The organism is Oceanimonas aquatica (assembly GCF_030732065.1).
In the GTDB taxonomy this organism is placed as follows: domain Bacteria; phylum Pseudomonadota; class Gammaproteobacteria; order Enterobacterales; family Aeromonadaceae; genus Oceanimonas.
In genome coordinates this window covers 206,053-228,660 of record NZ_JAVBHX010000004.1, presented here as the reverse complement: position 1 = coordinate 228,660, position 22,608 = coordinate 206,053, and the positions used below count along the sequence as shown (strand labels likewise).

At 61.6% G+C, this 22,608-nt stretch carries 22 protein-coding genes; 3 read left to right on the top strand and 19 right to left on the bottom strand.

The window, feature by feature from the left end:
- The first annotated feature begins 24 nt into the window (after positions 1-24).
- On the top strand, positions 25-2,595 hold the full coding sequence (gene mutS, locus Q9290_RS07880; protein ID WP_306079169.1) for a DNA mismatch repair protein MutS: 2,571 nt from the start codon (positions 25-27) through the stop codon (positions 2,593-2,595).
- 125 nt (positions 2,596-2,720) lie between these two features.
- On the opposite strand, the gene rpoS is transcribed toward mutS, so the two are convergent.
- The 11 genes from rpoS to pyrG form a co-directional block, all read right to left on the bottom strand.
- Entirely contained in the window at positions 2,721-3,677 is a 957-nt protein-coding gene (gene rpoS, locus Q9290_RS07875) for an RNA polymerase sigma factor RpoS (RefSeq protein ID WP_306079090.1), read from the bottom strand.
- 42 nt (positions 3,678-3,719) lie between these two features.
- On the bottom strand, positions 3,720-4,685 hold the full coding sequence (locus Q9290_RS07870) for a LysM peptidoglycan-binding domain-containing protein (protein WP_306079089.1): 966 nt from the start codon (positions 4,683-4,685) through the stop codon (positions 3,720-3,722).
- Positions 4,685-5,266: a YqaA family protein gene (locus Q9290_RS07865; protein ID WP_306079088.1), complete on the bottom strand. Its 582-nt coding sequence runs from the start codon at positions 5,264-5,266 to the stop codon at positions 4,685-4,687. Before Q9290_RS07865 ends, Q9290_RS07870 begins: the two co-directional genes overlap by 1 nt.
- Positions 5,263-5,907, bottom strand: a complete 645-nt coding sequence (locus tag Q9290_RS07860) for a protein-L-isoaspartate(D-aspartate) O-methyltransferase (RefSeq protein ID WP_306079087.1) — start codon at positions 5,905-5,907, stop codon at positions 5,263-5,265. Before Q9290_RS07860 ends, Q9290_RS07865 begins: the two co-directional genes overlap by 4 nt.
- Positions 5,897-6,643 carry a 5'/3'-nucleotidase SurE gene (gene surE, locus Q9290_RS07855; protein ID WP_306079086.1) on the bottom strand — a complete coding sequence of 249 codons (747 nt, stop codon included), beginning with the start codon at positions 6,641-6,643 and terminating at the stop codon, positions 5,897-5,899. The genes Q9290_RS07860 and surE overlap by 11 nt, the downstream gene beginning before the upstream one ends.
- The gene (gene truD / locus Q9290_RS07850; protein ID WP_306079085.1) at positions 6,624-7,667 is read right to left on the bottom strand and encodes a tRNA pseudouridine(13) synthase TruD; all 1,044 of its coding nucleotides are present in this window, start codon (positions 7,665-7,667) and stop codon (positions 6,624-6,626) included. The genes surE and truD overlap by 20 nt, the downstream gene beginning before the upstream one ends.
- The gene (gene ispF, locus Q9290_RS07845) at positions 7,664-8,140 is read right to left on the bottom strand and encodes a 2-C-methyl-D-erythritol 2,4-cyclodiphosphate synthase (RefSeq protein WP_306079084.1); all 477 of its coding nucleotides are present in this window, start codon (positions 8,138-8,140) and stop codon (positions 7,664-7,666) included. The genes truD and ispF overlap by 4 nt, the downstream gene beginning before the upstream one ends.
- Positions 8,137-8,829: a 2-C-methyl-D-erythritol 4-phosphate cytidylyltransferase gene (gene ispD / locus Q9290_RS07840; protein ID WP_306079083.1), complete on the bottom strand. Its 693-nt coding sequence runs from the start codon at positions 8,827-8,829 to the stop codon at positions 8,137-8,139. The genes ispF and ispD overlap by 4 nt, the downstream gene beginning before the upstream one ends.
- Positions 8,826-9,116, bottom strand: coding sequence for a cell division protein FtsB (ftsB, locus tag Q9290_RS07835; RefSeq protein ID WP_306079082.1), 291 nt, complete (start codon positions 9,114-9,116; stop codon positions 8,826-8,828). The genes ispD and ftsB overlap by 4 nt, the downstream gene beginning before the upstream one ends.
- A gap of 193 nt (positions 9,117-9,309) precedes the next feature.
- Positions 9,310-10,605: a phosphopyruvate hydratase gene (eno, locus tag Q9290_RS07830; RefSeq protein ID WP_306079081.1), complete on the bottom strand. Its 1,296-nt coding sequence runs from the start codon at positions 10,603-10,605 to the stop codon at positions 9,310-9,312.
- Positions 10,606-10,692: 87 nt separating this feature from the next.
- The gene (gene pyrG, locus Q9290_RS07825; RefSeq protein ID WP_306079080.1) at positions 10,693-12,330 is read right to left on the bottom strand and encodes a glutamine hydrolyzing CTP synthase; all 1,638 of its coding nucleotides are present in this window, start codon (positions 12,328-12,330) and stop codon (positions 10,693-10,695) included.
- Between the two features lie 279 nt (positions 12,331-12,609).
- On the opposite strand from pyrG, the gene tenA reads away from it, so the two are divergent.
- Positions 12,610-13,278, top strand: a complete 669-nt coding sequence (tenA, locus tag Q9290_RS07820; protein WP_306079079.1) for a thiaminase II — start codon at positions 12,610-12,612, stop codon at positions 13,276-13,278.
- 150 nt (positions 13,279-13,428) lie between these two features.
- Here the strand turns inward: tenA and Q9290_RS07815 are convergent, their stop codons facing one another.
- Both Q9290_RS07815 and Q9290_RS07810 read right to left on the bottom strand, forming a co-directional pair.
- Complete coding sequence (locus tag Q9290_RS07815) at positions 13,429-14,358, bottom strand: electron transfer flavoprotein subunit alpha/FixB family protein (RefSeq protein ID WP_306079078.1); 930 nt, start codon at positions 14,356-14,358, stop codon at positions 13,429-13,431.
- The gene (locus Q9290_RS07810; RefSeq protein ID WP_306079077.1) at positions 14,355-15,107 is read right to left on the bottom strand and encodes an electron transfer flavoprotein subunit beta/FixA family protein; all 753 of its coding nucleotides are present in this window, start codon (positions 15,105-15,107) and stop codon (positions 14,355-14,357) included. The genes Q9290_RS07815 and Q9290_RS07810 overlap by 4 nt, the downstream gene beginning before the upstream one ends.
- Before the next feature lie 118 nt (positions 15,108-15,225).
- Here Q9290_RS07810 and Q9290_RS07805 point away from each other — a divergent pair, with 118 nt between their 5' ends.
- Positions 15,226-16,869 carry an electron transfer flavoprotein-ubiquinone oxidoreductase gene (locus Q9290_RS07805; RefSeq protein ID WP_306079076.1) on the top strand — a complete coding sequence of 548 codons (1,644 nt, stop codon included), beginning with the start codon at positions 15,226-15,228 and terminating at the stop codon, positions 16,867-16,869.
- A gap of 179 nt (positions 16,870-17,048) precedes the next feature.
- Here the strand turns inward: Q9290_RS07805 and Q9290_RS07800 are convergent, their stop codons facing one another.
- The 6 genes from Q9290_RS07800 to Q9290_RS07775 are packed head-to-tail and all read right to left on the bottom strand — an operon-like array spanning position 17,049 to position 22,535.
- A complete protein-coding gene (locus tag Q9290_RS07800) occupies positions 17,049-17,798 on the bottom strand; it encodes a MauE/DoxX family redox-associated membrane protein (protein ID WP_306079075.1) in 750 nt (249 codons plus the stop codon).
- A gap of 17 nt (positions 17,799-17,815) precedes the next feature.
- On the bottom strand, positions 17,816-18,577 hold the full coding sequence (locus Q9290_RS07795; RefSeq protein ID WP_306079074.1) for an SDR family NAD(P)-dependent oxidoreductase: 762 nt from the start codon (positions 18,575-18,577) through the stop codon (positions 17,816-17,818).
- Positions 18,578-19,477, bottom strand: a complete 900-nt coding sequence (gene mmsB, locus Q9290_RS07790; RefSeq protein WP_306079073.1) for a 3-hydroxyisobutyrate dehydrogenase — start codon at positions 19,475-19,477, stop codon at positions 18,578-18,580.
- A gap of 12 nt (positions 19,478-19,489) precedes the next feature.
- Complete coding sequence (locus tag Q9290_RS07785; protein WP_306079072.1) at positions 19,490-20,611, bottom strand: enoyl-CoA hydratase/isomerase family protein; 1,122 nt, start codon at positions 20,609-20,611, stop codon at positions 19,490-19,492.
- Between the two features lie 8 nt (positions 20,612-20,619).
- Positions 20,620-21,387: an enoyl-CoA hydratase gene (locus Q9290_RS07780; RefSeq protein WP_306079071.1), complete on the bottom strand. Its 768-nt coding sequence runs from the start codon at positions 21,385-21,387 to the stop codon at positions 20,620-20,622.
- Entirely contained in the window at positions 21,384-22,535 is a 1,152-nt protein-coding gene (locus Q9290_RS07775) for an acyl-CoA dehydrogenase family protein (RefSeq protein ID WP_306079070.1), read from the bottom strand. Before Q9290_RS07775 ends, Q9290_RS07780 begins: the two co-directional genes overlap by 4 nt.
- Positions 22,536-22,608: the final 73 nt, after the last annotated feature.

The following is a 22,608-nucleotide window of genomic DNA, read 5'->3' as shown; positions in this document are numbered from 1 at the left end:
ACAACGACAAAAGGCATTGATTTCATTATGAATCAGGAAAATTCCCCGCATACGCCCATGATGCAGCAATACCTGGCCCTCAAGGCCCAGCATCCGGACATTCTGCTGTTTTATCGCATGGGGGATTTTTACGAACTGTTCTACGACGATGCCAAAAAGGCCTCGCGACTGCTGGATATCTCCCTGACCAAGCGCGGCAAGTCGGCGGGCACCGCCATTCCCATGGCCGGGGTGCCCTACCACGCGGCGGAAAACTACCTGGCGCGGCTGGTGCAGATGGGCGAGTCGGTGGCCATCTGCGAGCAGATTGGCGATCCGGCCACCAGCAAGGGGCCGGTGGAGCGCCAGGTGGTGCGCATTGTTACCCCCGGCACCCTGTCCGACGAGGCCCTGCTCAATGAACGTCAGGACAATTGCCTGGCGGCGATATATCACGACGGCGAACGGTTTGGCTTTGGCATTCTGGATGTCAGTACCGGCCGTTTTGTGATCAACCAGTTCGACAAGGAAGAAACCCTGACCGCCGAGCTGCAACGCACTCAGCCCGCCGAGCTGCTGTATCCGGAAGGCTTTGACTGGTTTGGTCTTATCGAACAGCGCAAGGGCCTGCGCCGCCGGCCGGAGTGGGAGTTCGATCTGGGCACCGCCCGTCATCTGCTGTGCCAGCAGTTCGGCACTCGGGATCTGGTGGGCTTTGGCGTGGAGCAATCCACCACCGCGCTGTGCGCCGCCGGCTGTCTGCTGCAGTATGTGAAAGATACCCAGCGCACCGCCCTGCCCCATATCAACAGCGTGCGGCTGGAGCGGCGTCAGGACATGGTGATCATGGACGCCGCCACCCGCCGCAACCTGGAGCTGACCCTGAACCTGTCCGGCACGGTGGAAAACACCCTGGCCGAGGTACTGGACTGCACCGCCACCCCCATGGGCAGCCGGCTGCTCAAGCGCTGGATCCATCAGCCCAGCCGCCATAAAGACGAGTTGAACCAGCGCCAGGACATTATCGCCACCCTGATAGAAAGCGGCCGCCATGAAGAGCTGCACCCGCTGCTGCGCCAGGTGGGCGATGTAGAGCGGGTGCTGGCACGGCTGGCACTGCGCTCGGCCCGCCCCCGGGATCTGAGCCGGCTGCGCGCCGCCCTGCAAGCCCAGCCGGATATTCAGGCGGTGCTGGCCGAGGCTCAGGCCGACTGTCTCCTGCCCCTGGCCGAACAGATCAGTGACTTTCCCGAACTGGCCGAGCTGCTGGAAGCAGCCGTGGTCGACACCCCGCCGGTGGTGATTCGCGATGGCGGCGTAATCCGCGACGGCTATAACGCCGAGCTGGACGAGCTACGCGAGCTGGCCGCCGGCGCCCACCGTTACCTGGAAGAGCTTGAAGCCCGGGAGCGAGCCACCACCGGCATCAGTACCCTGAAGGTGGCCTACAACAAGGTACACGGCTTTTATATCGACGTCAGCCGGGCCAACTCCCATCTGGTGCCGGTGCACTATGTACGCCGCCAGACCCTGAAGAACAACGAGCGTTACATTATTCCCGAACTGAAGGAATACGAAGACAAGGTGCTGAATGCCCAGAGCAAGGGCCTGGCGCTGGAAAAACGCCTGTACGAACAATTGCTCGACCGGCTGCTGGAGCACCTGGCGCCCTTGCAGCAAAGCGCCGCCGCCCTGGCCTGCCTGGACGTGCTCGCCAACCTGGCGGAGCGGGCCGACAGCCTGAATTACTGCCGCCCCGAGCTCACCGACGATGAGATCATCGACATCGAGGAAGGTCGCCACCCGGTGGTGGAGCAGGTGATGACGGAGCCCTTTATTGCCAACCCGCTGTCACTGTCTGATGAGCGCAAAATGCTGGTGATCACCGGCCCCAACATGGGCGGTAAATCCACCTATATGCGGCAGACGGCACTGATCGTGCTGCTGGCCTACATGGGCTCCTTTGTGCCGGCGCAAAAGGCGCGCATCGGCCGGGTGGATCGTATCTTTACCCGTATCGGCGCGTCCGACGATCTGGCCTCGGGCCGCTCCACCTTTATGGTAGAAATGACCGAAACCGCCAATATTCTCAACAACGCCAGCCGTCACAGCCTGGTGCTGATGGATGAAATCGGCCGGGGCACCAGCACCTACGACGGCCTGGCCCTGGCCTGGGCCTGTGCCGATGCCCTGGCCAACCGGTTGCACGCCTATACCCTGTTCGCCACTCACTATTTTGAGCTGACCGGACTGGCGGCACTGTGGCCGGCGGTGGCCAATGTGCATCTGGATGCGGTGGAGCACGGCGAGACCATCGCCTTTATGCATGCGGTCCAGGAAGGCGCTGCCAGCCGCTCTTATGGCCTGCAGGTGGCGGCTCTGGCGGGTGTGCCCAGACCGGTGCTGAACCTGGCCCGGCAAAAGCTGGCCGAGCTGGAAAGCGGCCGCGATGCGCCCACGCCGGCCGCCGCCGAACCTCAGGGCTCGCTGCCACTGTTTGAAGAGCCGCTGAATACGGCGCTGACATTGCTGGATGAACTGAACCCGGACGATCTCACTCCCCGCCAGGCGCTGGAACAGTTGTACCGGTTAAAACAGGCCCGAAAAGAAAGCTGAAAGCTGGAAGTAAAAACCACCCCACCCCAGCCCTCCCCTTATCAAGGGGAGGGAGCAAACCGGCGACATATGCTTGCTCTCCTCCCCCTTGTTAAAGGGTGAAGGCTGGGAGGGGGTTATTGGTATTATTCGCTGTGGAACAGGGTATCGATATTCAGGCCCTGCTGAGTCAGGATTTCCTTCAGCCGGCGCAACGCTTCCACCTGGATCTGGCGAACCCGTTCCCGGGTCAGGCCGATTTCCCGGCCCACGTCTTCCAGAGTAGAAGGCTCGTAGCCCAGCAGACCAAAACGCCGCGCCAGCACTTCCCGCTGCTTGGGGTTGAGCTCTTCCAGCCAGCGCACCAGGCTTGAGTGCATGTCGTCGTCCTGAGTCTCGGCTTCCGGATCCTTGTCGTTCTCGTCGGCCAGCACATCAAGCAGCGCCTTGTCGCCGTCACCACCGATGGGGGTATCGACCGAACTTATCTTTTCGTTCAGCTTGAGCATGCGCGACACGTCTTCCACCGGCTTGTCGAGGGCATCGGCAATCTCGTCGGCGGTGGGCTCGTGATCCAGCCGGTGGGCCAGCTCTCGGGCGGTGCGTAGGTAGACGTTCAGCTCCTTGACCACATGAATGGGCAGGCGAATGGTGCGGGTCTGGTTCATGATGGCCCGCTCTATGGTCTGGCGAATCCACCAGGTGGCATAGGTAGAGAAACGAAACCCCCGTTCGGGATCAAACTTCTCCACGGCGCGGATCAGTCCCAGGTTGCCTTCCTCGATCAGGTCGAGCAGGGCCAGGCCCCGGTTGTTGTAACGGCGGGATATTTTCACCACCAGTCGCAGGTTGGATTCGATCATCCGTTTGCGGGCGGCGAGATCGCCACGCAGGGCGCGACGGGCGTAGTGCACTTCTTCTTCGGCGGTGAGCAGCGGCGAAAAGCCGATCTCTCCCAGATAAAGCTGGGTGACATCCAGGCTGCGCTGGCTGGGGGTGCTGAGCACTTCCTCTTCCTGAGTGTCCTGCTCGGCGGTACTCGCTTCGGCGCTTGTGGCCGTCTTCGTTTCTTCGTCGTGGGTCTGTTGTTTTTTCTGGCTCATGGCAGCTCTCCCTAAACCCGGGTACCACCTGTCTCCCGGTGACTATCGCTTGGGCAGGTATTTTCTCGGATCGACCGATTTACCCTGATGCCGGATCTCGAAGTGCAACCGGACATCATCAGCATCACTGCTTCCCATATCCGCTATGTGCTGGCCCGCCCGCACCGTATCCTGCTCCTTGATCCGCAGTACCTCGTTATGGGCGTAGGCCGACAAGTAATCATCGTTGTGTTTGATGATGATCAGATTGCCATAACCACGTAGCGCATTCCCTGCGTAAACTACCTTGCCTGCCGCGGCGGCCTTGACGGCCTGCCCTCTGCTGCCCCGAATGTCGATGCCCTTGTTGCCGGTTTCCGACACTGAAAAGCCCGAAATCACCGGCCCTTTGACAGGCCATTGCCAAACGATGGCAGCATTGACAGCAGTGCGTTTTTGTACTTCAGACCCAGCGTATGCTTTTCCCCTGGCCGGTGCAAGAGGCCTGGGTGATTTTGCAGCAGCGGGTTTGGCAGGCCGTGACAGGCCTGGTTTCGCCTGGGTCTTTGGCTTGCTGGCGGGGCGGCTGATGGCATGAAGCGCCAGCTGCTGACCCACGTAAATGCGGTAGGGCGGGCGCAGTCCGTTAAGGCTGGCGAGATCCGCCACCGAGTGATTGGTTCGCCGGGCAATGCCGCTCAGGGTGTCGCCCCGGCGTACCCGGTACACCACCCGCTTGCGACCGGGTACATCCAGACGCAGGGTCTGGCCGGGATAAATGCGATAAGGCGCGCGCAGACCATTGTGGCGAGCCAGGGTGGTCACATCGGTCCCGGCCTGCCAGGCAATGGAATAAAGCGTATCGCCACGGGCCACCACATAATGACGGCCATTGGCCTTGATGTAGCCCTGAGCATGAACGCCGACCCCGCGTACGGGGGCCGGACGATGGGCAGAGCAGGCCGAGAGCAGCAGCATCAGCGCCAGGCTGATACTCACCGCTTTGACGTAGCTGCTCCCCCGCGTCATCAGTTCCTCAGCAACAGATAGGCGATCACCGCCGCCGCCACGCACAGCCAGCCCAGCAGATCGATATAGCGAATGAGCTTGCGCTCCATTTTCACCCCGCCCCAGACCATGAGCCCGGACACCAGGAAAAAGCGCAGGCCGCGGCCCACCAGGGAGATCAGCAGAAACGGCATAAAGGCCATCTGCAGCAGGCCGGCGGTAACGGTAAACACCTTGTAGGGAATGGGCGTAAAGCTGGCGATAAAGATGACCCACACGCCCCATTCATCAAACCACTGACGGGCAATGTCCATCTTGCCCTGATAGCCCATGGTATTGATAAAGGGCTCCACCAATGGTTCCCACATGGCATAGCCCAGCAGGTAACCAAAGGCCGCACCCAGCACCGAAAACACCGTGGCCAGGGTGGCGTAGTTCCAGGCCCGCTCGGGCTTGGCCAGCGCCATGGGGGCCAGCATGACGTCCACCGGCACCGGCCAGAAAATGGACTCCACAAAACTGTTCATGGACAGGTAAACCGGTGCATGGCGGTGCACCGCCCACATCATCACCAGCCGGTACAAACGGGAAAACAGCTTCACTCAAGATCACCCTGAATCAAAGGAACAAAACGCACCGCTTCCAGCTCGGTACGCACAAAATCATCACCCCGGCGCTGGTAGAGCCACAGGGTTTGTTGCATGGCCCCCACCGGAATCACCATGCGCCCGCCATCGGCCAGTTGCTCCAGCAGCGCCGTGGGCGTGGAGCTCGCCGCCGCCGTCACAATAATGGCATCAAACGGAGCCTTACTGGCCCAGCCCTGCCAGCCGTCACCGTGCTTGGTACGCACGTTGTATAAATCCAGTCGCTGCAACCGTCGCCGGGCCTGGTATTGCAATGGCTTGATGCGCTCTATGGTGTAGACCTCATCCACCAGCTGGGCCAGCACCGCGGTCTGAAAACCTGAGCCGGTGCCCACCTCCAGCACCCGGCGGGGCATGGGCCCCTGCAGCAGGGCCTCGGTCATGCGCGCCACTATGTAAGGCTGGGAAATGGTCTGGCCAAAGCCGATGGGCAGGGCACTGTTCTCCCAGGCCTTGTGGGCCATGGCCTCATCCACAAACTCGTCCCGGGGCAGCGCGGTAATGGCCCGCAGCACCCGCTCGTTATGAATGCCCTGCTGCTTCAGCAGGCGATAGAGCTGCTCTCCTGCTAACGTGCGCACATCCTTACTCCACATCCTTGATCCAGCGGGACAGGGCCGCCATTTGATCGTATGCCGTGAGATCGATGGTCAGCGGCGTAATGGACACAAAGCCACGCTCCACCGCATCAAAGTCGGTGCCTTCACCCGCGTCCTGAATGGCTCCAGGCGGCCCTATCCAGTAAATGGGACGACCACGGGGATCAAATTCCTTGAGTACCGCCTCGGAACGATGGCGGTTCCCCAGACGGGTCACTTTGATACCCTTAATTTCCGCCAGGGGCAAGTCGGGCACGTTGACGTTAAGGATCTGGTTGGAGTACAGCGGCGCCCGCAACAGGCCCTGTACCAGCATGCCGGCGAAATGGGCGGCGGTCTCGAAATGGCGCTCGCCACACAGGGAAATGGCCAGCGACGGCAATCCCAGATGGCGGCCCTCGGTGGCCGCCGCCACCGTGCCCGAGTAAAGCACGTCGTCGCCCAGGTTGGCACCGTGATTGATGCCCGCCACCACCAGATCCGGGTCCGGATCCAGCAGGCAGTTCACCGCCCAGTGCACGCAATCGGTGGGCGTGCCCTTGACCGAATAGAAGCCGGTGTCGTCCAGCTTGTCGGCCCGCAGGGGCACTTCCAGCGTCAGGGAATGACTGGCACCGCTGCGATTGCGGTCCGGCGCCACCGTCACCACTTCGGCAAATTCCGACAGCGCCCGGCTGAGGGTGCGAATACCGAGGGCGTTGACGCCATCGTCATTACTCACCAGTATTTTCATGGCTCTCCTTTTCCTTGATGATTTCCCGTACCAGGCTGGTGGCATAGCTGCCCGCCGGCAACCAGAACGACAACGTCAGGCTGCGCTCACTGCGCTGCCAGCTCAGTTGTTCCGGTTTCAGCAGCAGGGCGCGGCGCTCCTGCTTGAGACCGTTGGCCTCGAGCCCACTCTGCAACTCCTCCATGCCGGCCAGGGCCGCCTGCTCAAGCGATGCAGCGTCGGCCTCGCTGGGCAACCGGCCCCGCCCCCACAAGGGGGCACTCAGGCGAATGTCGCCGGAAGCAAAACGCGCACGCAGGGCGTCGTCAAGGGGATTGTCGTCGTTAATGGTGAAAAACGACTGACTGCCCGCCAGCATCACGCAATCGCCGTTCAGCAGTTGCTCGCCGGTGTGCTGCGCCAGCCGATGACTCACCGCCAGATTGAACAGGTAACTGCGGGCCGCAGATAAATACATCGACCGCTTGTTGCGATCCTTGATGCGTTTGCCACCAAACATGGCCCTGGCCTGTGCGATATTGCCACCGTCGTGGCCAAAGCGCTGGTCCCCGAAGTAGTTGGGCACGCCCCGCTCACGAATGGCCGCCAGCCGGGCCTCGAGCTCCTCATCGTCCTCGAGACCGGTCAGGGTCAGCTCAAACCAGTTGCCCTTGAGCGCCCCGGTTTTCAGCTTTTTATGGTGACGGGCAATGGCCAGGATCTGTACGTCGTCGTTTTCCAGCGGGGAAAAGTCGGGCATCTCCTTGCCCGGCAGATGCACACCGAACCACTGCTCGGTCACCGCATGCCTGTCCTTGAGTCCGGCCCAGGTCACATCGCGCTGGGCCACGCCGGCCAGCCGGGCCAGATCACGGGCCACCCACTGGGTGTTCTGGCCGCGCTTGCGAATGTGCAGAAAAATGTGCTCGCCTTCACCGCTGGGGGCAAAGCCCAGATCCTCGCGCACCACAAAATGTTCAGGCTCGGCCTTGAGCCGGCCGCTGGCGGCGGGCTCGCCATGGAGATAATGCCAGTCGTTGTTCATGCTTTTACCAGTAACACCACGGCTTCCGCCGCCATGCCCTCTTTGCGGCCGATAAAGCCAAGTTTTTCGGTGGTGGTCGCCTTGACGTTGACCTGAGAAGAGTGAGCCTGCAGATCCTCGGCGATATTGGCCGCCATGGCGTCGATAAAGGGCGCCAGCCTGGGGGCCTGGGCCATGACGGTGACATCCGCATTACCCAGCACGTAGCCTGCCGCTTTCACTTTTGCAAAGACATCGCGCAGCAGAATGCGGCTGTCGATGCCGGCAAAGGCGGCGTCAGTGTCGGGAAAGTGGCGACCGATGTCGCCGGCGCCAATGGCGCCCAGCAGGGCATCGCTCAGGGCGTGCAGCACCACGTCGCCGTCGGAATGGGCCAGCAGCCCCTGTTCATGGGGCACTGTCACCCCGGCCAGAATACAGGGACCCTGACCACCAAATTTATGCACGTCAAAACCGTGCCCGATTCGCATCATTCGTTGTTCTCTTTCAGCTGCTGCAGAAAAAAGCCGGCCAGCGCCAGGTCTTCCGGCCGGGTAATCTTGATATTGTCGGCACGGCCTTCCACCAGCAGAGGGTGAACGCCGGCCAGCTCCATGGCCGAGGCCTCATCGGTCACCGCCAGGCCTTTGGCCAGCGCATCAGACAGCGCCCGGCGCAGGCTTGGAGTGGCAAAGCACTGGGGCGTCAGTGCGTGCCAGAGTTCGTCCCGGGACACGCTTTCGAGAATGGCGCCCTGGCCATCGCCCCGCTTCATGGTGTCCCGCACCCGGCATGCCAGAATGGCCCCTTGCGGTTGCTGTGCGCTCGCCAGCAGGGCATCGAGATCGCCACGAGCCAGGCAGGGCCGGGCCGCGTCGTGCACCAGCACATGGTCGCTGGTCACAAACTCAAGGGCATTGAGTACCGAATCGGCCCGTTCCCGGCCGCCTTCGGCCCGCACTACGCGAGCATCGGTGGCCAGCGGCAACGACGCAAACCACTGATCCTCGGGGCCGATTGCCACTACCACCCGCTCGATGGCGTCATGGGCCAGCAGTCGTTCGACCGTGTGTTCGAGCACGGTTTTACCGGCCAGGTTCAGGTATTGCTTGGGCACGGCGCTGCCCATGCGTTTGCCTACCCCGGCGGCCGGCACCACGGCGGTAATGCTGGCGCGGCTCATGGCCTGAGTCCGTCGTCGTCGGGGATCACCCGGTAAAAGGTTTCATCGGGCTTGATCATGCCGAGATCGTTGCGGGCCAGCTCTTCCACGGCCGCCAGCCCCTGGTTGAGATCCTTGATTTCCCGGTACAGCAGGGCATTGCGCTCTACCAGCCGTTCGTTGTCGGTGAGCTGACGCTCCACGTTGGCGGCCGCTTCATGGTATTCGGCCAGGCCGTTTTTGCCCCACCACAGGTGGTATTGCAGGGTGGCCAGCAGGGCGAGCAGTATCAGCGTCAGGGTGCGCATTTATCCTCCGAAACAAGACGGTTAGTTTCCCATATTCCCCGGCCGAACAAAAGAAACCCCGCACGGAGCGGGGTTGGGCATGTTACCGCACCGTCATGTCCGCAAAGGCGGACATTCGAAGCAAGCAGCCGGTTGGCCTGCCATAAAAAAACCCCGCTCAAGGCGGGGTTTTTTTTTCAGCTCAAGACAGGCATCAGGCCTGACCTTTCACCTCGGACAGACCGCGGAACGGGGCCTGGTCACCCAGCTCTTCCTCGATGCGGATCAGCTGGTTGTACTTGGCGATACGGTCGGAGCGGCTCATGGAGCCGGTCTTGATCTGACCGGCGCAGGTGCCCACGGCCAGATCGGCAATGGTGGCGTCTTCGGTCTCGCCGGAGCGGTGAGAGATCACGGCGGTGTAACCGGCGTCCTTGGCCATCTTGATGGCGTTCAGGGTTTCGGTCAGAGAGCCGATCTGGTTGAACTTGATCAGAATGGAGTTGGCGATGTTCTTGTCGATGCCTTCCTTCAGGATCTTGGTGTTGGTGACGAACAGATCGTCACCCACCAGCTGTACCTTGTCGCCCAGAATCTGGGTCTGGTAGGCAAAGCCGTCCCAGTCGGACTCGTCCTGACCGTCTTCGATGGAAACGATCGGATACTGATGGCACAGCTCGGCCAGGTAGTCGGAGAACTGCTCGGAGGTGAAGACCTTGCCTTCGCCCTTCATGTTGTACTTGCCGTCTTCATAGAATTCGGAAGAGGCGCAGTCCAGGGCCAGGGTCACGTCCTTACCCAGGGTGTAGCCGGCCTGCTCCACGGCTTCCTGAATGGCGGCCAGGGCAGCGGCGTTGGATTCCAGGTTGGGGGCGAAGCCACCTTCGTCACCCACGGCGGTAGACAGGCCCTTGGCCTTCAGTACCTTGGCCAGGTTGTGGAACACCTCGGCGCCGATGCGCAGCGCTTCCTTGATGTTCTTGGCACCCACCGGCTGGATCATGAATTCCTGAATGTCGACGTTGTTGTCAGCGTGCTCACCGCCATTGATGATGTTCATCATCGGCAGCGGCATGGAGTACTGGCCCGGGGTGCCGTTCAGTTCGGCGATCCAGGCGTACAGGGGCTGGCCCTTGGCGGCGGCGGCGGCCTTGGCGTTGGCCAGAGACACGGCCAGAATGGCGTTGGCGCCCAGGCTGGCCTTGTTGTCGGTACCGTCCAGATCGATCATGACCTGGTCAATGTCGGCTTGCTGAGTCGCGTCCTTGCCCACCAGAGCGGCGGCAATGCGGTCGTTGATGTTGGCCACGGCAGTCTGCACGCCCTTGCCCAGAAAACGGGACTTGTCGCCGTCACGCAGTTCCAGTGCCTCGCGGGAACCGGTAGAAGCACCGGACGGTGCCGCGGCGCGGCCCATGAAACCACCTTCCAGGTAGACGTCGGCTTCCACGGTAGGGTTACCACGGGAGTCGATGATCTCACGACCGATCACTTTAACGATCTTAGCCATTCTCTGTTTCCTCTTGAGTTAAACGCAAAACCTAACTAAAGCGCTAAAAAATACGGCCGACCCCAAGGGGTCAGCCGCTGGTACTGGTTACTCCAGCTCTCCCTGCTGGTACTGGCCGGCCGCCTTGACGAAGCCGGCGAACAGGCCGTGACCGTCGCGAGGGGTGGAGGTGAATTCGGGGTGGAACTGAGCCGCCACAAACCAGGGGTGATCCGGGTTTTCGATGATTTCCACCAGCTTCTTGTCGGCGGAAAGACCGGTCACCTTCAGGCCCGCCGCCTCGATTTGCGGCAGCAGGCGGTTGTTCACTTCATAGCGATGGCGATGACGCTCGTAGATGGTGTCGGAACCATACAGGTCGTGCACCTTGGAGCCCGGCGCCAGGTGGCACAGCTGGGCGCCCAGGCGCATGGTGCCGCCCAGATCGGACTCTTCGTCACGTACTTCGACGTTGCCTTCTTCGTCGACCCACTCGGTGATCAGACCCACCACCGGATAGGGGCTCTTGGGATCAAACTCGCTGGAGTGGGCGCCTTCCAGGCCGGCCACGTTACGGGCGTATTCGATCAGTGCCACCTGCATGCCGAGACAGATGCCGAGATAGGGCACCCGGTTTTCCCGGGCGTAGCGGGCCGCCATGATCTTGCCTTCCACGCCGCGCTCGCCAAAGCCGCCGGGCACCAGAATGGCGTCCAGGCCTTCCAGCAGGGCCACGCCCTTGCTCTCCAGATCCTGGGAGTCGATGTACTTGATGTTGACGGTGAGCCGGCTCTTCAGGCCGCCGTGCTTGAGCGCCTCGTTCACCGACTTGTAGGCATCGGGCAGCTCAATGTATTTGCCCACCATGCCGATGGTGACTTCGCCCACCGGGTTGGCTTCTTCGTAAATCACCTGTTCCCATTCAGCCAGGTCGGCCGCCGGGCACTCCAGGCCAAAGCGCTTGACCACCAGCTCGTCCAGACCCTGGGACTTGAGCAGCGCCGGAATCTTGTAGATGGAGTCCACGTCCTTCAGCGAAATCACCGCCTTGTCGGACACGTTACAGAACAGGGCGATCTTGCCGCGCTCAACGGCCGGAATCACCCGGTCGGAACGGCAGATCAGAATGTCGGGCTGAATGCCGATGGACAGCAGCTCTTTCACCGAGTGCTGGGTCGGCTTGGTTTTCACCTCGCCGGCGGCGGCCATGTAGGGCACCAGGGTCAGGTGCATGAACAGGGTGTTTTCCCGGCCCACTTCCACCGCCAGCTGGCGAATGGCTTCCAGGAACGGCAGCGATTCGATGTCGCCGACGGTGCCACCGATTTCCACAATGGCCACCTGATGGCCTTCGGCACCGGCGATCACTCTGTCCTTGATGGCGTTGGTGATGTGCGGAATCACCTGAATGGTGGCCCCCAGATAGTCGCCGCGTCGTTCCTTGCGCAGCACATCCGCGTACACGCGGCCGGAGGTGAAGTTGTTGCGGCGGGTCATCTTGGTGCGGATGAAACGCTCGTAATGGCCCAGGTCCAGATCGGTTTCGGCGCCGTCGTCGGTGACGAAGACTTCACCGTGCTGGGTGGGGCTCATGGTACCCGGATCCACGTTGATGTAGGGATCCAGCTTCATGATGGTCACGTTAAGACCGCGGGCTTCGAGGATGGCGGCCAATGAGGCGGCTGCAATGCCTTTGCCCAGGGAGGAGACCACCCCGCCAGTAACAAAAATATATTTAGTTGTCATGCTGAACCTGAAAAGCTTGGGAACGAATGAAATGTGGAATTCAAGACGGGGTCACATTATACGCAAGAAGCCCGATTACGACAATGAAACAATATCCCGTCCGCACCGCCCTGTGGCAGCTCCCTTTTTCACTCGAATGACCGAAACTATAACTTCTATCGTAGTTTTATTACAACAAAACAACATTCCGGCTTGCGATTGCCCGCCAGCCGGTCAGAATGGACTCACGGTGGCCGGCTCCCTGCCGGCTGTTGGTGATTTCAGCGATAAGGATATGTAATGAGCTTTACTTTCAATGAGTTGAAAAACAGCTGCCGGGATCACTGGCGCACCTACCGGGAACACGACTTCGTTCGTCAGCTAGGTCAGGGCACCCTGGCGCCCGAGGCCTTTCGTCATTACCTGAAGCAGGATTACCTGTTTCTGATCCAGTTTGGCCGTGCCTTTGCCCTGGCCGCCTACAAGAGCCCCACCCTGGCGGATCTGCGCCATGCCAAGGCCGGGCTGGATGCCATTATCGATCTGGAGCTGGGCCTGCATATCGATTATTGCAACCAGTGGGGCATCGGCGAGCAGGAACTGGCCGAGCTGCCCGAAGCCCGCGCCACTCTGGCCTATACCCGTTATGTGCTGGACACCGGCAATCGGGGGGATCTGCTGGATCTGCATGTGGCCCTGGCCCCTTGCCTGGTGGGCTACGCCGAGATCGCCCGCTGGCTGGTGGAGCAGCCCGACACGGTGCGGGGTGAGGCCAACCCCTTTGAGGCCTGGATTGCCATGTATGAAAGTGCCGAGTTTCAGGCCGCGGCCCAGGCCGAGATCGCCTGGCTGAACGAGCGCCTGGCAGAGGTGCCGCCATCGCGATTTAACCAGCTGTGCCGTATTTTCGACGACGCCACCCGGCTGGAAATCGACTTCTGGGACATGGGGTTAGAGCAAAGAATGTGAGTATCGGGGACTGGGGTACAAACCTGGTCATTCCGGACTTGATCCGGAATCCATTCTGCCAACAGATGTGCAATCCCCCCTGGACTCCGGCCTTCGCCGGAGTGACGGTATTGTTGCCCTTTCCAGTCCCCATTCCCTAATCCCTGCTGTTTACAGCTTGTCAGTCAGCTCCGGCAAGACATCAAACAGATCCGCGACCAGGCCGTAGTCAGACACCTCAAAAATGGGGGCGTCCTCGTCCTTGTTGATGGCCACAATGATTTTGGCATCCTTGATGCCGGCAAGGTGCTGAATGGCACCGGAAATACCCACGGCAATGTACAGCTCCGGCGCCACTATCTTGCCGGTCTGGCCCACCTGCTGATCGTTATCGGCCAGGCCCGCATCCACCGCCGCCCGGCTGGCGCCCACCGCCGCCCCCAGCTTGTCGGCGAGCTGTTCCAGCAGGGCAAACTGCTCCCTAGTGCCCAGGCCACGGCCTCCGGACACCACCACCCGGGCCGAGGTCAGCTCGGGACGCTCACTGTCACTGAATTCATCGCGCACAAAGCGACTGGCGCTGTCCACCGCCACCGGGGCCACGCTTTCCACCGGCGCCGTGTCATTCCCCTCGGCCGCCGGCTCAAAAGCGGTGGGGCGAATGGTCAGCAGGGTCACCGGATCCAGCGACTGCACCCGGGCCAGGGCGTTGCCGGCGTAAATGGGCCGTACAAAGATGTCATCACTTTCCACGGCCACCACGTCCGCCACCAGCCCCACACCCAGCAGGGCCGCCGCTCTGGGCAGCACATCCTTGCCAAAGGTGGACGCCGGCGCCAGCACGTGGCGGTATTGGGTGGCCAAGCGAGAGATCAGCGCCGCGCAGGGCTCGGCCAGCTGGTGCTCATAGAGGGCATCGTCCGCCACCAGCACTCTGCTCACCCCGGCGAGCCGGCTGCCCTGTTCACTCACGGCGGCGCAGTCATGGCCCATCACCAGCAGGTGCACCTCGGCATTCAGAATGCCCGCCGCTCCCAGCACCTTGTGGGTATTGACGCCAAGACGGGCGTTATCGTGTTCGGCTATCACCAGTATGCTCATGGAATCACCTTGGCTTCATGCCTGAGTTTGTCCACCAGTTCGGCTACATCGGCCACCCGCACACCGGCCTTGCGCGCCGGTGGCTCGCTCACTCCCAGCAGACGCACATGCTGCTCGGGGGTAATGCCAAGTTCGTCGGGAGTGAGCCTGTCCAGAGGCTTTTGCCTGGCCTTCATGATATTGGGCAGTGAGGCAAAGCGCGGCTCGTTCAGGCGCAGATCCGTGGTGATCACCGCCGGCGGTACCAGTGCCTGAGTGCGCAGGCCGCCGTCCACTTCCCGGGTGACCCGCAGGTCGTCGCCATCCCGCTCGATGGCCGAGGCAAAGGTGGCCTGGGGCCAGCCATTGAGCGCCGCCAGCATCTGTCCGGCCTGATTGTGATCGGTATCGATGGACTGCTTGCCCATCAACACCAGGTCGGGGGTTTCCCGCTCGCACAGGGCCGCCAGCAACCGGGCCACGGTGAGCGGCTCGGCAGGCTCGGCGGTTTCCACCAGCATCGCCCGGTCGGCGCCCAGAGCCAGGGCGGCGCGCAACTGCTCGCTGGCCTCGGCCGGGCCAATGGATACGACCAGGATTTCCGACACCCAGCCCTTTTCCTTCATGCGCACCGCCTCTTCCACCGCGATTTCGCAAAAGGGGTTGGCCGCCATTTTGACGTTGCTCAGATCCACGTCGCTGCCGTCAGGGCGCACTCTGGCCCGAACGTGATAGTCGATTACCCGTTTGACCGTCACCAATACTTTCATGACCGCTCCCGGAGTTGGTTAATACGACTTAATACTAGACGATTCCCGGCCCGCTCCCGTTTGTTAAATATCGCCGTCAATACAATACTTTAGCCATGACAACCACAGGGAGAGCGTGATGGAGCGGGAGTCGATGGAGTTTGATGTGGTCATAGTTGGTGCGGGCCCGGCGGGGCTGGCGGCGGCCTGCGGCCTGATGCAGCGCGCACAGCAGGCCGGTCTTGAGCTCACTGTGTGCGTGGTGGAAAAGGGCGCCGAGGTGGGGGCGCATATTCTTTCCGGCGCCCTGCTCGACACTCAGGCCCTGAACGAGCTGTTTCCCGACTGGCGTGAACGGGGTGCGCCGATATCCACCCGGGTGAGTGATGAGCATTTTTACATGCTGAGCAGCGACCAGGGTGGCCTGGAGCTGCCCGCCTTTATGACGCCCCGCTCGCTGCACAACAAGGGCAACTATATCGTCAGCCTGGGAAAACTGTGCCGCTGGCTGGCACAACAGGCAGAAAGCCTGGGCGTGGCGGTGTTTCCCGGCTTTGCCGCCAGTGAGGCGCTGTTCGATGACCAGGGCGCCGTGTGCGGCGTGCTCACCGGTGACATGGGGCTGGCGGCGGACGGTTCGCCCAAGCCCGGTCATGTGCCGGGCATGGAACTGCGGGCCCGCTATACCCTGTTTGCCGAAGGCAGCCGGGGCCATATCGGCAAGACACTCATCGACCGCTTTGCACTGGATCGACACCGAGATCCCCAGCATTACGCCATTGGCTTCAAGGAGCTGTGGCGGCTGGATTCGAAGCGCCATCGGCCGGGCCTGGTGGTACACGGCGGCGGCTGGCCACTGGGCAGCAATGGCGGTGGTTTTTTTCTTTACCATGGTGACGACGGCCTCGCCTCGGTGGGGCTGATCGTCGATCTCAACTATCAAAACCCGCATCTGGATCCGTTCCGGGAATGTCAGCGGCTCAAGCACCACCCGCTACTGGCCCGTCATCTGTGGGACGGGGAACGGCTGGCCTGGGGCGCCCGGGCGCTGACCAAGGGCGGGCTGAACTCCCTGCCGCAAATGATCCTGCCCGGCGCCCTGCTGCTGGGCTGTAATGCGGGCACCCTGAACGGCGCCCGTATCAAGGGCATTCACACCGCCATGAAATCCGGACTGCTGGCCGCCGAGGCGCTGGTGCCGGCACTGGCGGCAGGCCGCCGCGGTGACCAGCTCAATGAATTTGACGCATTAATGAAAGAAAGCTGGCTGCAGACCGAGCTGGAACGGGCCCGGCACTTTGTTCCTGCACTGCACAAACTAGGGCCCTGGCTGGGGGGAACCATCAACTGGCTCAGCCAGAACTTGCTGGGCGGCCGGCTGCCGTTTGCGCCGCATGATCGTACGCCGGATTACGCTGCCCTCAAACCGGCCGCGGCCTGCTCGCCCATTTCCTACCCCAGGGCCGACGGCGTGCTGGCCTTTGACCGCATGTCGTCGGTACATTTGGCCAGCACCGGCCACGACGAGGATCAGCCCTGCCATCTGCGTCTGGCAGATGCGAGCCTGCCGCTGCGGGACAACCTGCCCCGCTATAATGAACCAGCCCAGCGTTACTGCCCCGCCGGTGTCTATGAATTGGTGGAAGAAGGCGGTCGCTGCGTTTTCCGCATTAACGCCGCCAACTGTGTGCACTGCAAAACCTGCGACATCAAGGATCCGGCCCAGAACATTACCTGGGTACCGCCGGAAGGGGGCAGCGGACCCAATTATTCCGGCATGTAATCCATAAAAAAAACCCTGAAGGCAGTGCTCCCTCGTAAGGGACCAATGCGTTCAGGGATATGGCAGTGGTTATGGTTATTTTGTTGTTTGGCTCTGTTAACGCAAGGGCACGTTCCGTTGCTGTGCGTTGCAAAAAACAATACGCCTTTCACCTGCCGGCAACAAGATAGACTTTAGTTCTAACCGGGCAACATCCAGAGCCCCATGCCCAGCATCATCATATTTTCGGTCAGGGATATGGCCCCAAGCGGCACATTACTATTCCTCCCGACACAGGCGCATTTCAGCTCACGCCTGTCTATATACACCGCCTTGAATACAGACACAGCCCCAATCATGCCAATCATAATGGCCACAGGCGAAGCCAGCCAGAGCAGAGTCCCCGATGTCATGGCAATACCCGCCAAGGCCTCGCCAAAGGGATAGATCCTGCCGTAGGGAACCCAGCGCCGGGCCAGCAGATCATAATTCAGAAACATGGTTGAAAAGCTTTCAATATCCTGCAGTTTCTGCACGGCCAGAAAACACATCGAAATGGAAATGAACCACTCCACAGCGCGCTGGGTAAAAATGCTGTCATACATCTGCCAGGACAGTCCCAGCGCCATCAGCATGGCCACGGCAAAAATGGCAATCACCGGCTGATATGAGGTCTGCTTTTCTTCTGGATTGTCGAGCCCAAAATAAACACGCAACTTCTCGTAACCGCCGATACGTTCACCATCAATAAAGGCCTGAGGTGTCGTATCCACACCGTGACGCTCCATAAAGGCATCGGTTTCCTCCCGCGAGGAAAGATGATGATCCTCCACTTCCAGCCCCTGACGTTCCAGCAAATCCTTTGACTTCAGGCCGTAAGGACACAGATGCTTTGGCATTACCATACGATAGAGTTGCGCCGTTTGTTTGCCGGTCTGCTTCTCTGTCATTACTGTCCTCCCTCTGTCTATAACCGCAGGCCACCGTCCATTTCCAGTATGCGACCGTTGAAATAGTCATTTTCGATGATGTACTGCAGGCTGTGCACCAGCTCATCCACTTCCGCCAGCCGGCCCGAAGGTATGCGCCGAGTAATGCGTTCCATGGCTTCGGGTTTCATTCGCGCCGTCATATCGGTGTCGATCACTCCGGGCGCAATGCCCGCCACGCGAATGCCGAGCCGTGCCAGCTCGCCGGCCCAGCACACCACCAGGGCCGCAACGCCCGCCTTGCTGGCGGCATAGTTACTCTGCCCCGCATTGCCGGCCCGGGCCACCGAGGAAATATTGACAATCAGCCCGCCCTCGCCCCGTTCGGCCATGATGGCCGCCGCCTCGCGGCCACAGAGAAAGCTGCCGGTAAGATTAACGTCTATCACTTGCTGCCAGTCCTGCAGAGTCATTTTGCGGCTGACCTTGCCATTCTCAAGCTTCACCAGCAGGGCATCGCGCAGCAGGCCGGCGTTGTTGACCAGTACGTCCAGGCCGCCCAGCTCCCGTACGATATGGCCAAAACAGTCGGCCACCTGGGTTTCATCGGCCACATCACACAGGTGCACCGCCACCCGGGCACCGGTGGAGGCCACCATTTCGCCGCTTTTGGCCAGATCCTGCTCGTTATTATCGAGCAGTGCCAGCGCCGCCCCCTGCCGGGCCAGCTGGTGGGCCATGGCTCGTCCCAGGCCGCGCCCGGCCCCGGTGATCACCACCACCTTGCTTTTGATGTCCATTCAGTCGTCTCCCTGTGGTTTGCGATAAAGCTGAAACAGGCTGGAAAAATCCAGCCCGCCGTGGCCCGCCACCTGATGCAAACTGAACAGGGCCCGGGCCGCAGAGCCCATGGGCACCGGCGAGCCGCTGCCCTGACTCAGGCTCATGGCCAGATTGAGATCCTTGCACATCAGGTTGACCTGAAAGCCGCCCTGATAGCCGCGGCTGGCGGGCACGTTTTCCATGACGCCGGGCACCGGATTGTAGTGTTCCATCACCCAGTTGTTGCCCGAACTCTGGTGAATGATTTCAGACAGTACCGCCGCATTCAGGCCGTGTTCCAGCCCCAGGTTAAGGGCTTCACAACTGGCCGCCATCTGCGCCGCCAGCACCAGGTTGTTGCAGGCCTTGGCCACCTGACCGGCGCCATGCGGGCCAGCGTGCAGCACCTTCTTGCCCATGTGCGCCAACACGGGGCTGGCTCGGGCAAACTGATCGTCGCTGCCACCCACAATAAAGGTCAGGGTGCCGGCTTCGGCCCCGGCCACGCCACCGGACACTGGCGCATCCACAAAGTCCAGACCGTGCCCGGTAGCCACCTTGGCCATGCGTTGCGCTGTGTCCGCTTCGATAGTCGAGCAGTCGATCACCAGGGTACCCGGTGCCAGGTGACCAAAGAGGCCGTCATCGCAGCTGTAAAGACTGGCCACCTGCTCGCCACTTTGCAGCATGGAGATCACCACGGCTGCGTGTTTGGCGGCGGCGCTGGCCGTGGTTTCGGGAATACCGCCCAGGGCTGCGGCCCGGCTGACCGCTTCGGACTGCAGATCAAACACCTGAACCCTGTGTCCAGCCTTGACCAGATTGGCGGTCATGGGCAATCCCATGTTGCCCAGACCGATAAATGCGATGGTTGCCATAATCTGTGCCTCCTATTTGAGATCCGCGAGCGGGCTCAGGCCCCAGGGGGAAGTGAACAGGGTGTTCAGCAGGGGAGTATCTACTTCCTCCAGACTGGAAAAGGTCCAGTCGGGACGATTGTCCTTGTCGATTAGCCGGGCGCGGACCCCCTCGGCAAACTCCCGAAAGCGGCATAGCTGCACCGACAGTGCCAGCTCGCTCTGAAACACCTGCGCCAGTGACAGATGCCGGCTGGCGGCCAGTTGCCGGTGGATCACCGCCATGGCCAGCGGGCTGCCCGCCGCCAGGGTTTGCTGGGCACGCGTAAACCATGCATCGTGCATATCCACTTCAAGAATAGCGTTCACCTTGTCGGCCAGGTTGTCCCTGTCCATCAGCTTGCGGATCAAGTCCTGATGCCGGCGCAAGGGCGAGTCGAGCCCGGCAAGGGCCGTGGCCGATTCGGCTTCCAGCTCTCTGAGTACAGCAGGCACCGGGTTGGGCCCGCCGTTTTCGTCCTGCAGCCTGGGCCACAGTTCGCTCAACCGCTCCTGGGCCACAAACCGGTTGGCCAGTCCCAGCCAGAGGCTGTCGGCGGCATTGAGAGAGCAGCCGGTCAGGGCAATAAATTCCCCCAGCCCCGGCGGCAGCCGGTTAAGAAACCAGCTGCCGCCCACGTCCGGATAAAGCGCAATGGTGACCTCCGGCATGGCCAGCCGGCTGCGCTCGGTGACGATGCGCTGACCGGCCGCCGTAAACAGCCCCATGCCGCCGCCCATCACAATGCCGGCGCCCACACAGACTACCGGCTTGCCAAAGGTATGCAGCAAATAATCGAGCCGGTATTCCCGCTCAAAAAAACGCGCTGCCGCCCCGGGCACCAGACCCAGCTCCCGTTCTCCACAGCCAGACCGGGCGGCGGCAATGGCCTTGCTCAGCCCCACCACGTCGCCACCGGCGCAAAAGGCTCTGTCCCCGGATCCTTCCAGCACGACCGCCACCAGGCTGTCATCCCGTTGCCAGTCTTGCAGCGCTGTCAGCATGGTTTCGATCATGTCCAGATCCAGCGCATTGAGCTGAGTTTCCCGCTCCAGTACCAACCGGCCGATATGGCGGCCGCCGGCGGTGGGCAGTCTGTTCACCCTTACACTCATATCCTCTCCTAACGGTTACGCCACTTGGGCTCGCGCTTTTCCAGAAAGGCGTTCACTCCTTCCTGCTGATCCTCGGTGTCGAACAGCGCCATAAAGGCATCACGCTCCCGCACTCTGCCCTCGTTCAGCGGACGCTGCCGGGCCGACTGTATCAGCGCCTTGCAGGCGGCCACCGAGCCCGGGCTTTGTCCTTCAGCCCGCTCGGCCAGTGCCAGGGCCCGGGCCAGCACCTCATCATCGGGCCCCACTTCTTCCACCAGCCCGATATGCAGCGCCTGTTCGGCACTCAGCCGCTCGCCGCACAGAATCATTCGCTTAGCCTGCGCTTCACCCACCAGACGGGTCAGTAACTGAGTGCCACCGGCACAGGGCAGCAGCCCCACCCGAGCCTCGGGCAGGCCCATTACCGCGCGCTCGGCGGCAATGCGCAGGTCACAGGCCAGTGCCGCTTCCAGCCCGCCGCCCATGGCAAAACCGTTTATGGCTGCCACCGACAGCCCGCGAAACTCACTCAGGGCCTCAAAGGCCCGGCCAAAGGCCTGGGCCATGGCATGCGCCTTGCCCTTGTCGCCGTCGGCAAACAAACGCAGCTCGGCCCCGGCGCAGAAAAACTTCTCGCCCTCACCGGTGAGCACCAGACTGCGAATGTCGTCGTCATTATTTAGCTCGCCCACCAGCTCTGCCAGCCGGTTCAGGCTCTCTACCGTCCAGGTATTCGCCGGCGGATTGTTCATGGTCAACAGCGCCACTCGCCCTTGTTTTTCATACTGGATCACAGCTCGCCTCCTTCCGCCAGCAGCCGGCGGGCGATCAGCAGCTTCATGATTTCGTTGGTGCCTTCCAGAATGCGGTGCACCCGGGTGTCGCGCACATGGCGTTCCAGCGGATATTCCCGAATGTAGCCGTAGCCGCCATAAAGCTGCAGCGCCTGATCGCAGACTCTAAAACCCACATCGGTGGCAAAGCGCTTGGCCATGGCGCAATAGGTGGTGGCATCAGCATGTTTGGCATCCAGCCGGCTGGCGGCCAGGCGCACCAGCTGGCGGGCCGCCGCCAGCTCGGTGGCCATATCGGCCAGAGTAAATTGCAGCGCCTGAAACTCTGCTAGTTTGCGACCAAACTGGCGGCGCTCCTGCAGATAATTACACGCCATATTCAGCGCCTGCTGCGCCGTGCCCAGGGAGCAGCTGGCGATATTGATACGGCCGCCGTCCAGCCCCTTCATGGCGAGCTTGAACCCTTCACCTTCCCGCCCCAGCAACTGGCTGGCGGGTACCCGTACGCCGTCAAACGTCACACTGCGGGTAGGCTGACTGTGCCAGCCCATCTTGTCTTCCGGCCGGCCGTACTCAATGCCGGGGCTGTCGGCATTGAGGGCAAAGGCTGAAATGCCGCCGGGTCCGTCGCCGCCGGTGCGGGCCATGACCACCATCACTCGAGTGCTGCCCGCCCCCGAGATAAACATCTTGCTGCCGGTAAGTTCATAGTCGTCGCCCACTTTCTTTGCCTGGGTTTTAAGGGACGCGGCATCCGAGCCGGCATTGGGCTCGGTCAGACAATAGGATCCCAGCAACTGGCCACTGGTCATGCCCTCCCGCCACTGCTCCCAGACCTCTTTGCGGGCTGTGCTGGCAATCATCCAGGTCACCATGTTGTGAATGGTGAGAAAAGCAGTAGTGGAGGTGCAGCCCATGGCCAGCCGTTCAAAGATAAGGCTGGCATCGAGCCGGGACAGCCCCAGACCACCGGCAGCCTCGGGGGTATACAGGGCGCAAAACCCCAATTCGCCTGCCTGTTGCAAGGTCTCCACCGGAAAGTGATGGTCCCGGTCCCACTCCGCCGCATGGGGCGCCAGCGCCTTGTCGGCAAATTCTCCGGCCAGCGCCACAAAGGCCCGCTGATCCTCATTCAGTTCAAAATCCATGAGCCCTCCTCTAAAGCTGGAAGCGAGAAGGCGGAAGCTGCTCCAGATTTCTTCCAGCTTCTCGCTTCCAGCT

What these genes read in the sequence shown, in the direction of transcription:
- eno (WP_306079081.1), bottom strand. Translation starts at nt 10,605, where the DNA reads ATGGCTAAGATCGTTAAAGTGATCGGTCGTGAGATCATCGACTCCCGT.
- rpoS (WP_306079090.1), bottom strand. Translation starts at nt 3,677, where the DNA reads ATGAGCCAGAAAAAACAACAGACCCACGACGAAGAAACGAAGACGGCC.
- ispD (WP_306079083.1), bottom strand. Translation starts at nt 8,829, where the DNA reads ATGAGCCGCGCCAGCATTACCGCCGTGGTGCCGGCCGCCGGGGTAGGC.
- ftsB (WP_306079082.1), bottom strand. Translation starts at nt 9,116, where the DNA reads ATGCGCACCCTGACGCTGATACTGCTCGCCCTGCTGGCCACCCTGCAA.
- truD (WP_306079085.1), bottom strand. Translation starts at nt 7,667, where the DNA reads ATGAACAACGACTGGCATTATCTCCATGGCGAGCCCGCCGCCAGCGGC.
- Q9290_RS07775 (WP_306079070.1), bottom strand. Translation starts at nt 22,535, where the DNA reads ATGGATTTTGAACTGAATGAGGATCAGCGGGCCTTTGTGGCGCTGGCC.
- mmsB (WP_306079073.1), bottom strand. Translation starts at nt 19,477, where the DNA reads ATGGCAACCATCGCATTTATCGGTCTGGGCAACATGGGATTGCCCATG.
- Q9290_RS07800 (WP_306079075.1), bottom strand. Translation starts at nt 17,798, where the DNA reads ATGACAGAGAAGCAGACCGGCAAACAAACGGCGCAACTCTATCGTATG.
- Q9290_RS07870 (WP_306079089.1), bottom strand. Translation starts at nt 4,685, where the DNA reads ATGACGCGGGGGAGCAGCTACGTCAAAGCGGTGAGTATCAGCCTGGCG.
- Q9290_RS07860 (WP_306079087.1), bottom strand. Translation starts at nt 5,907, where the DNA reads ATGTGGAGTAAGGATGTGCGCACGTTAGCAGGAGAGCAGCTCTATCGC.
- ispF (WP_306079084.1), bottom strand. Translation starts at nt 8,140, where the DNA reads ATGATGCGAATCGGGCACGGTTTTGACGTGCATAAATTTGGTGGTCAG.
- pyrG (WP_306079080.1), bottom strand. Translation starts at nt 12,330, where the DNA reads ATGACAACTAAATATATTTTTGTTACTGGCGGGGTGGTCTCCTCCCTG.
- surE (WP_306079086.1), bottom strand. Translation starts at nt 6,643, where the DNA reads ATGAAAATACTGGTGAGTAATGACGATGGCGTCAACGCCCTCGGTATT.
- Q9290_RS07810 (WP_306079077.1), bottom strand. Translation starts at nt 15,107, where the DNA reads ATGAAAGTATTGGTGACGGTCAAACGGGTAATCGACTATCACGTTCGG.
- Q9290_RS07805 (WP_306079076.1), top strand. Translation starts at nt 15,226, where the DNA reads ATGGAGCGGGAGTCGATGGAGTTTGATGTGGTCATAGTTGGTGCGGGC.
- tenA (WP_306079079.1), top strand. Translation starts at nt 12,610, where the DNA reads ATGAGCTTTACTTTCAATGAGTTGAAAAACAGCTGCCGGGATCACTGG.
- Q9290_RS07785 (WP_306079072.1), bottom strand. Translation starts at nt 20,611, where the DNA reads ATGAGTGTAAGGGTGAACAGACTGCCCACCGCCGGCGGCCGCCATATC.
- Q9290_RS07815 (WP_306079078.1), bottom strand. Translation starts at nt 14,358, where the DNA reads ATGAGCATACTGGTGATAGCCGAACACGATAACGCCCGTCTTGGCGTC.
- Q9290_RS07795 (WP_306079074.1), bottom strand. Translation starts at nt 18,577, where the DNA reads ATGGACATCAAAAGCAAGGTGGTGGTGATCACCGGGGCCGGGCGCGGC.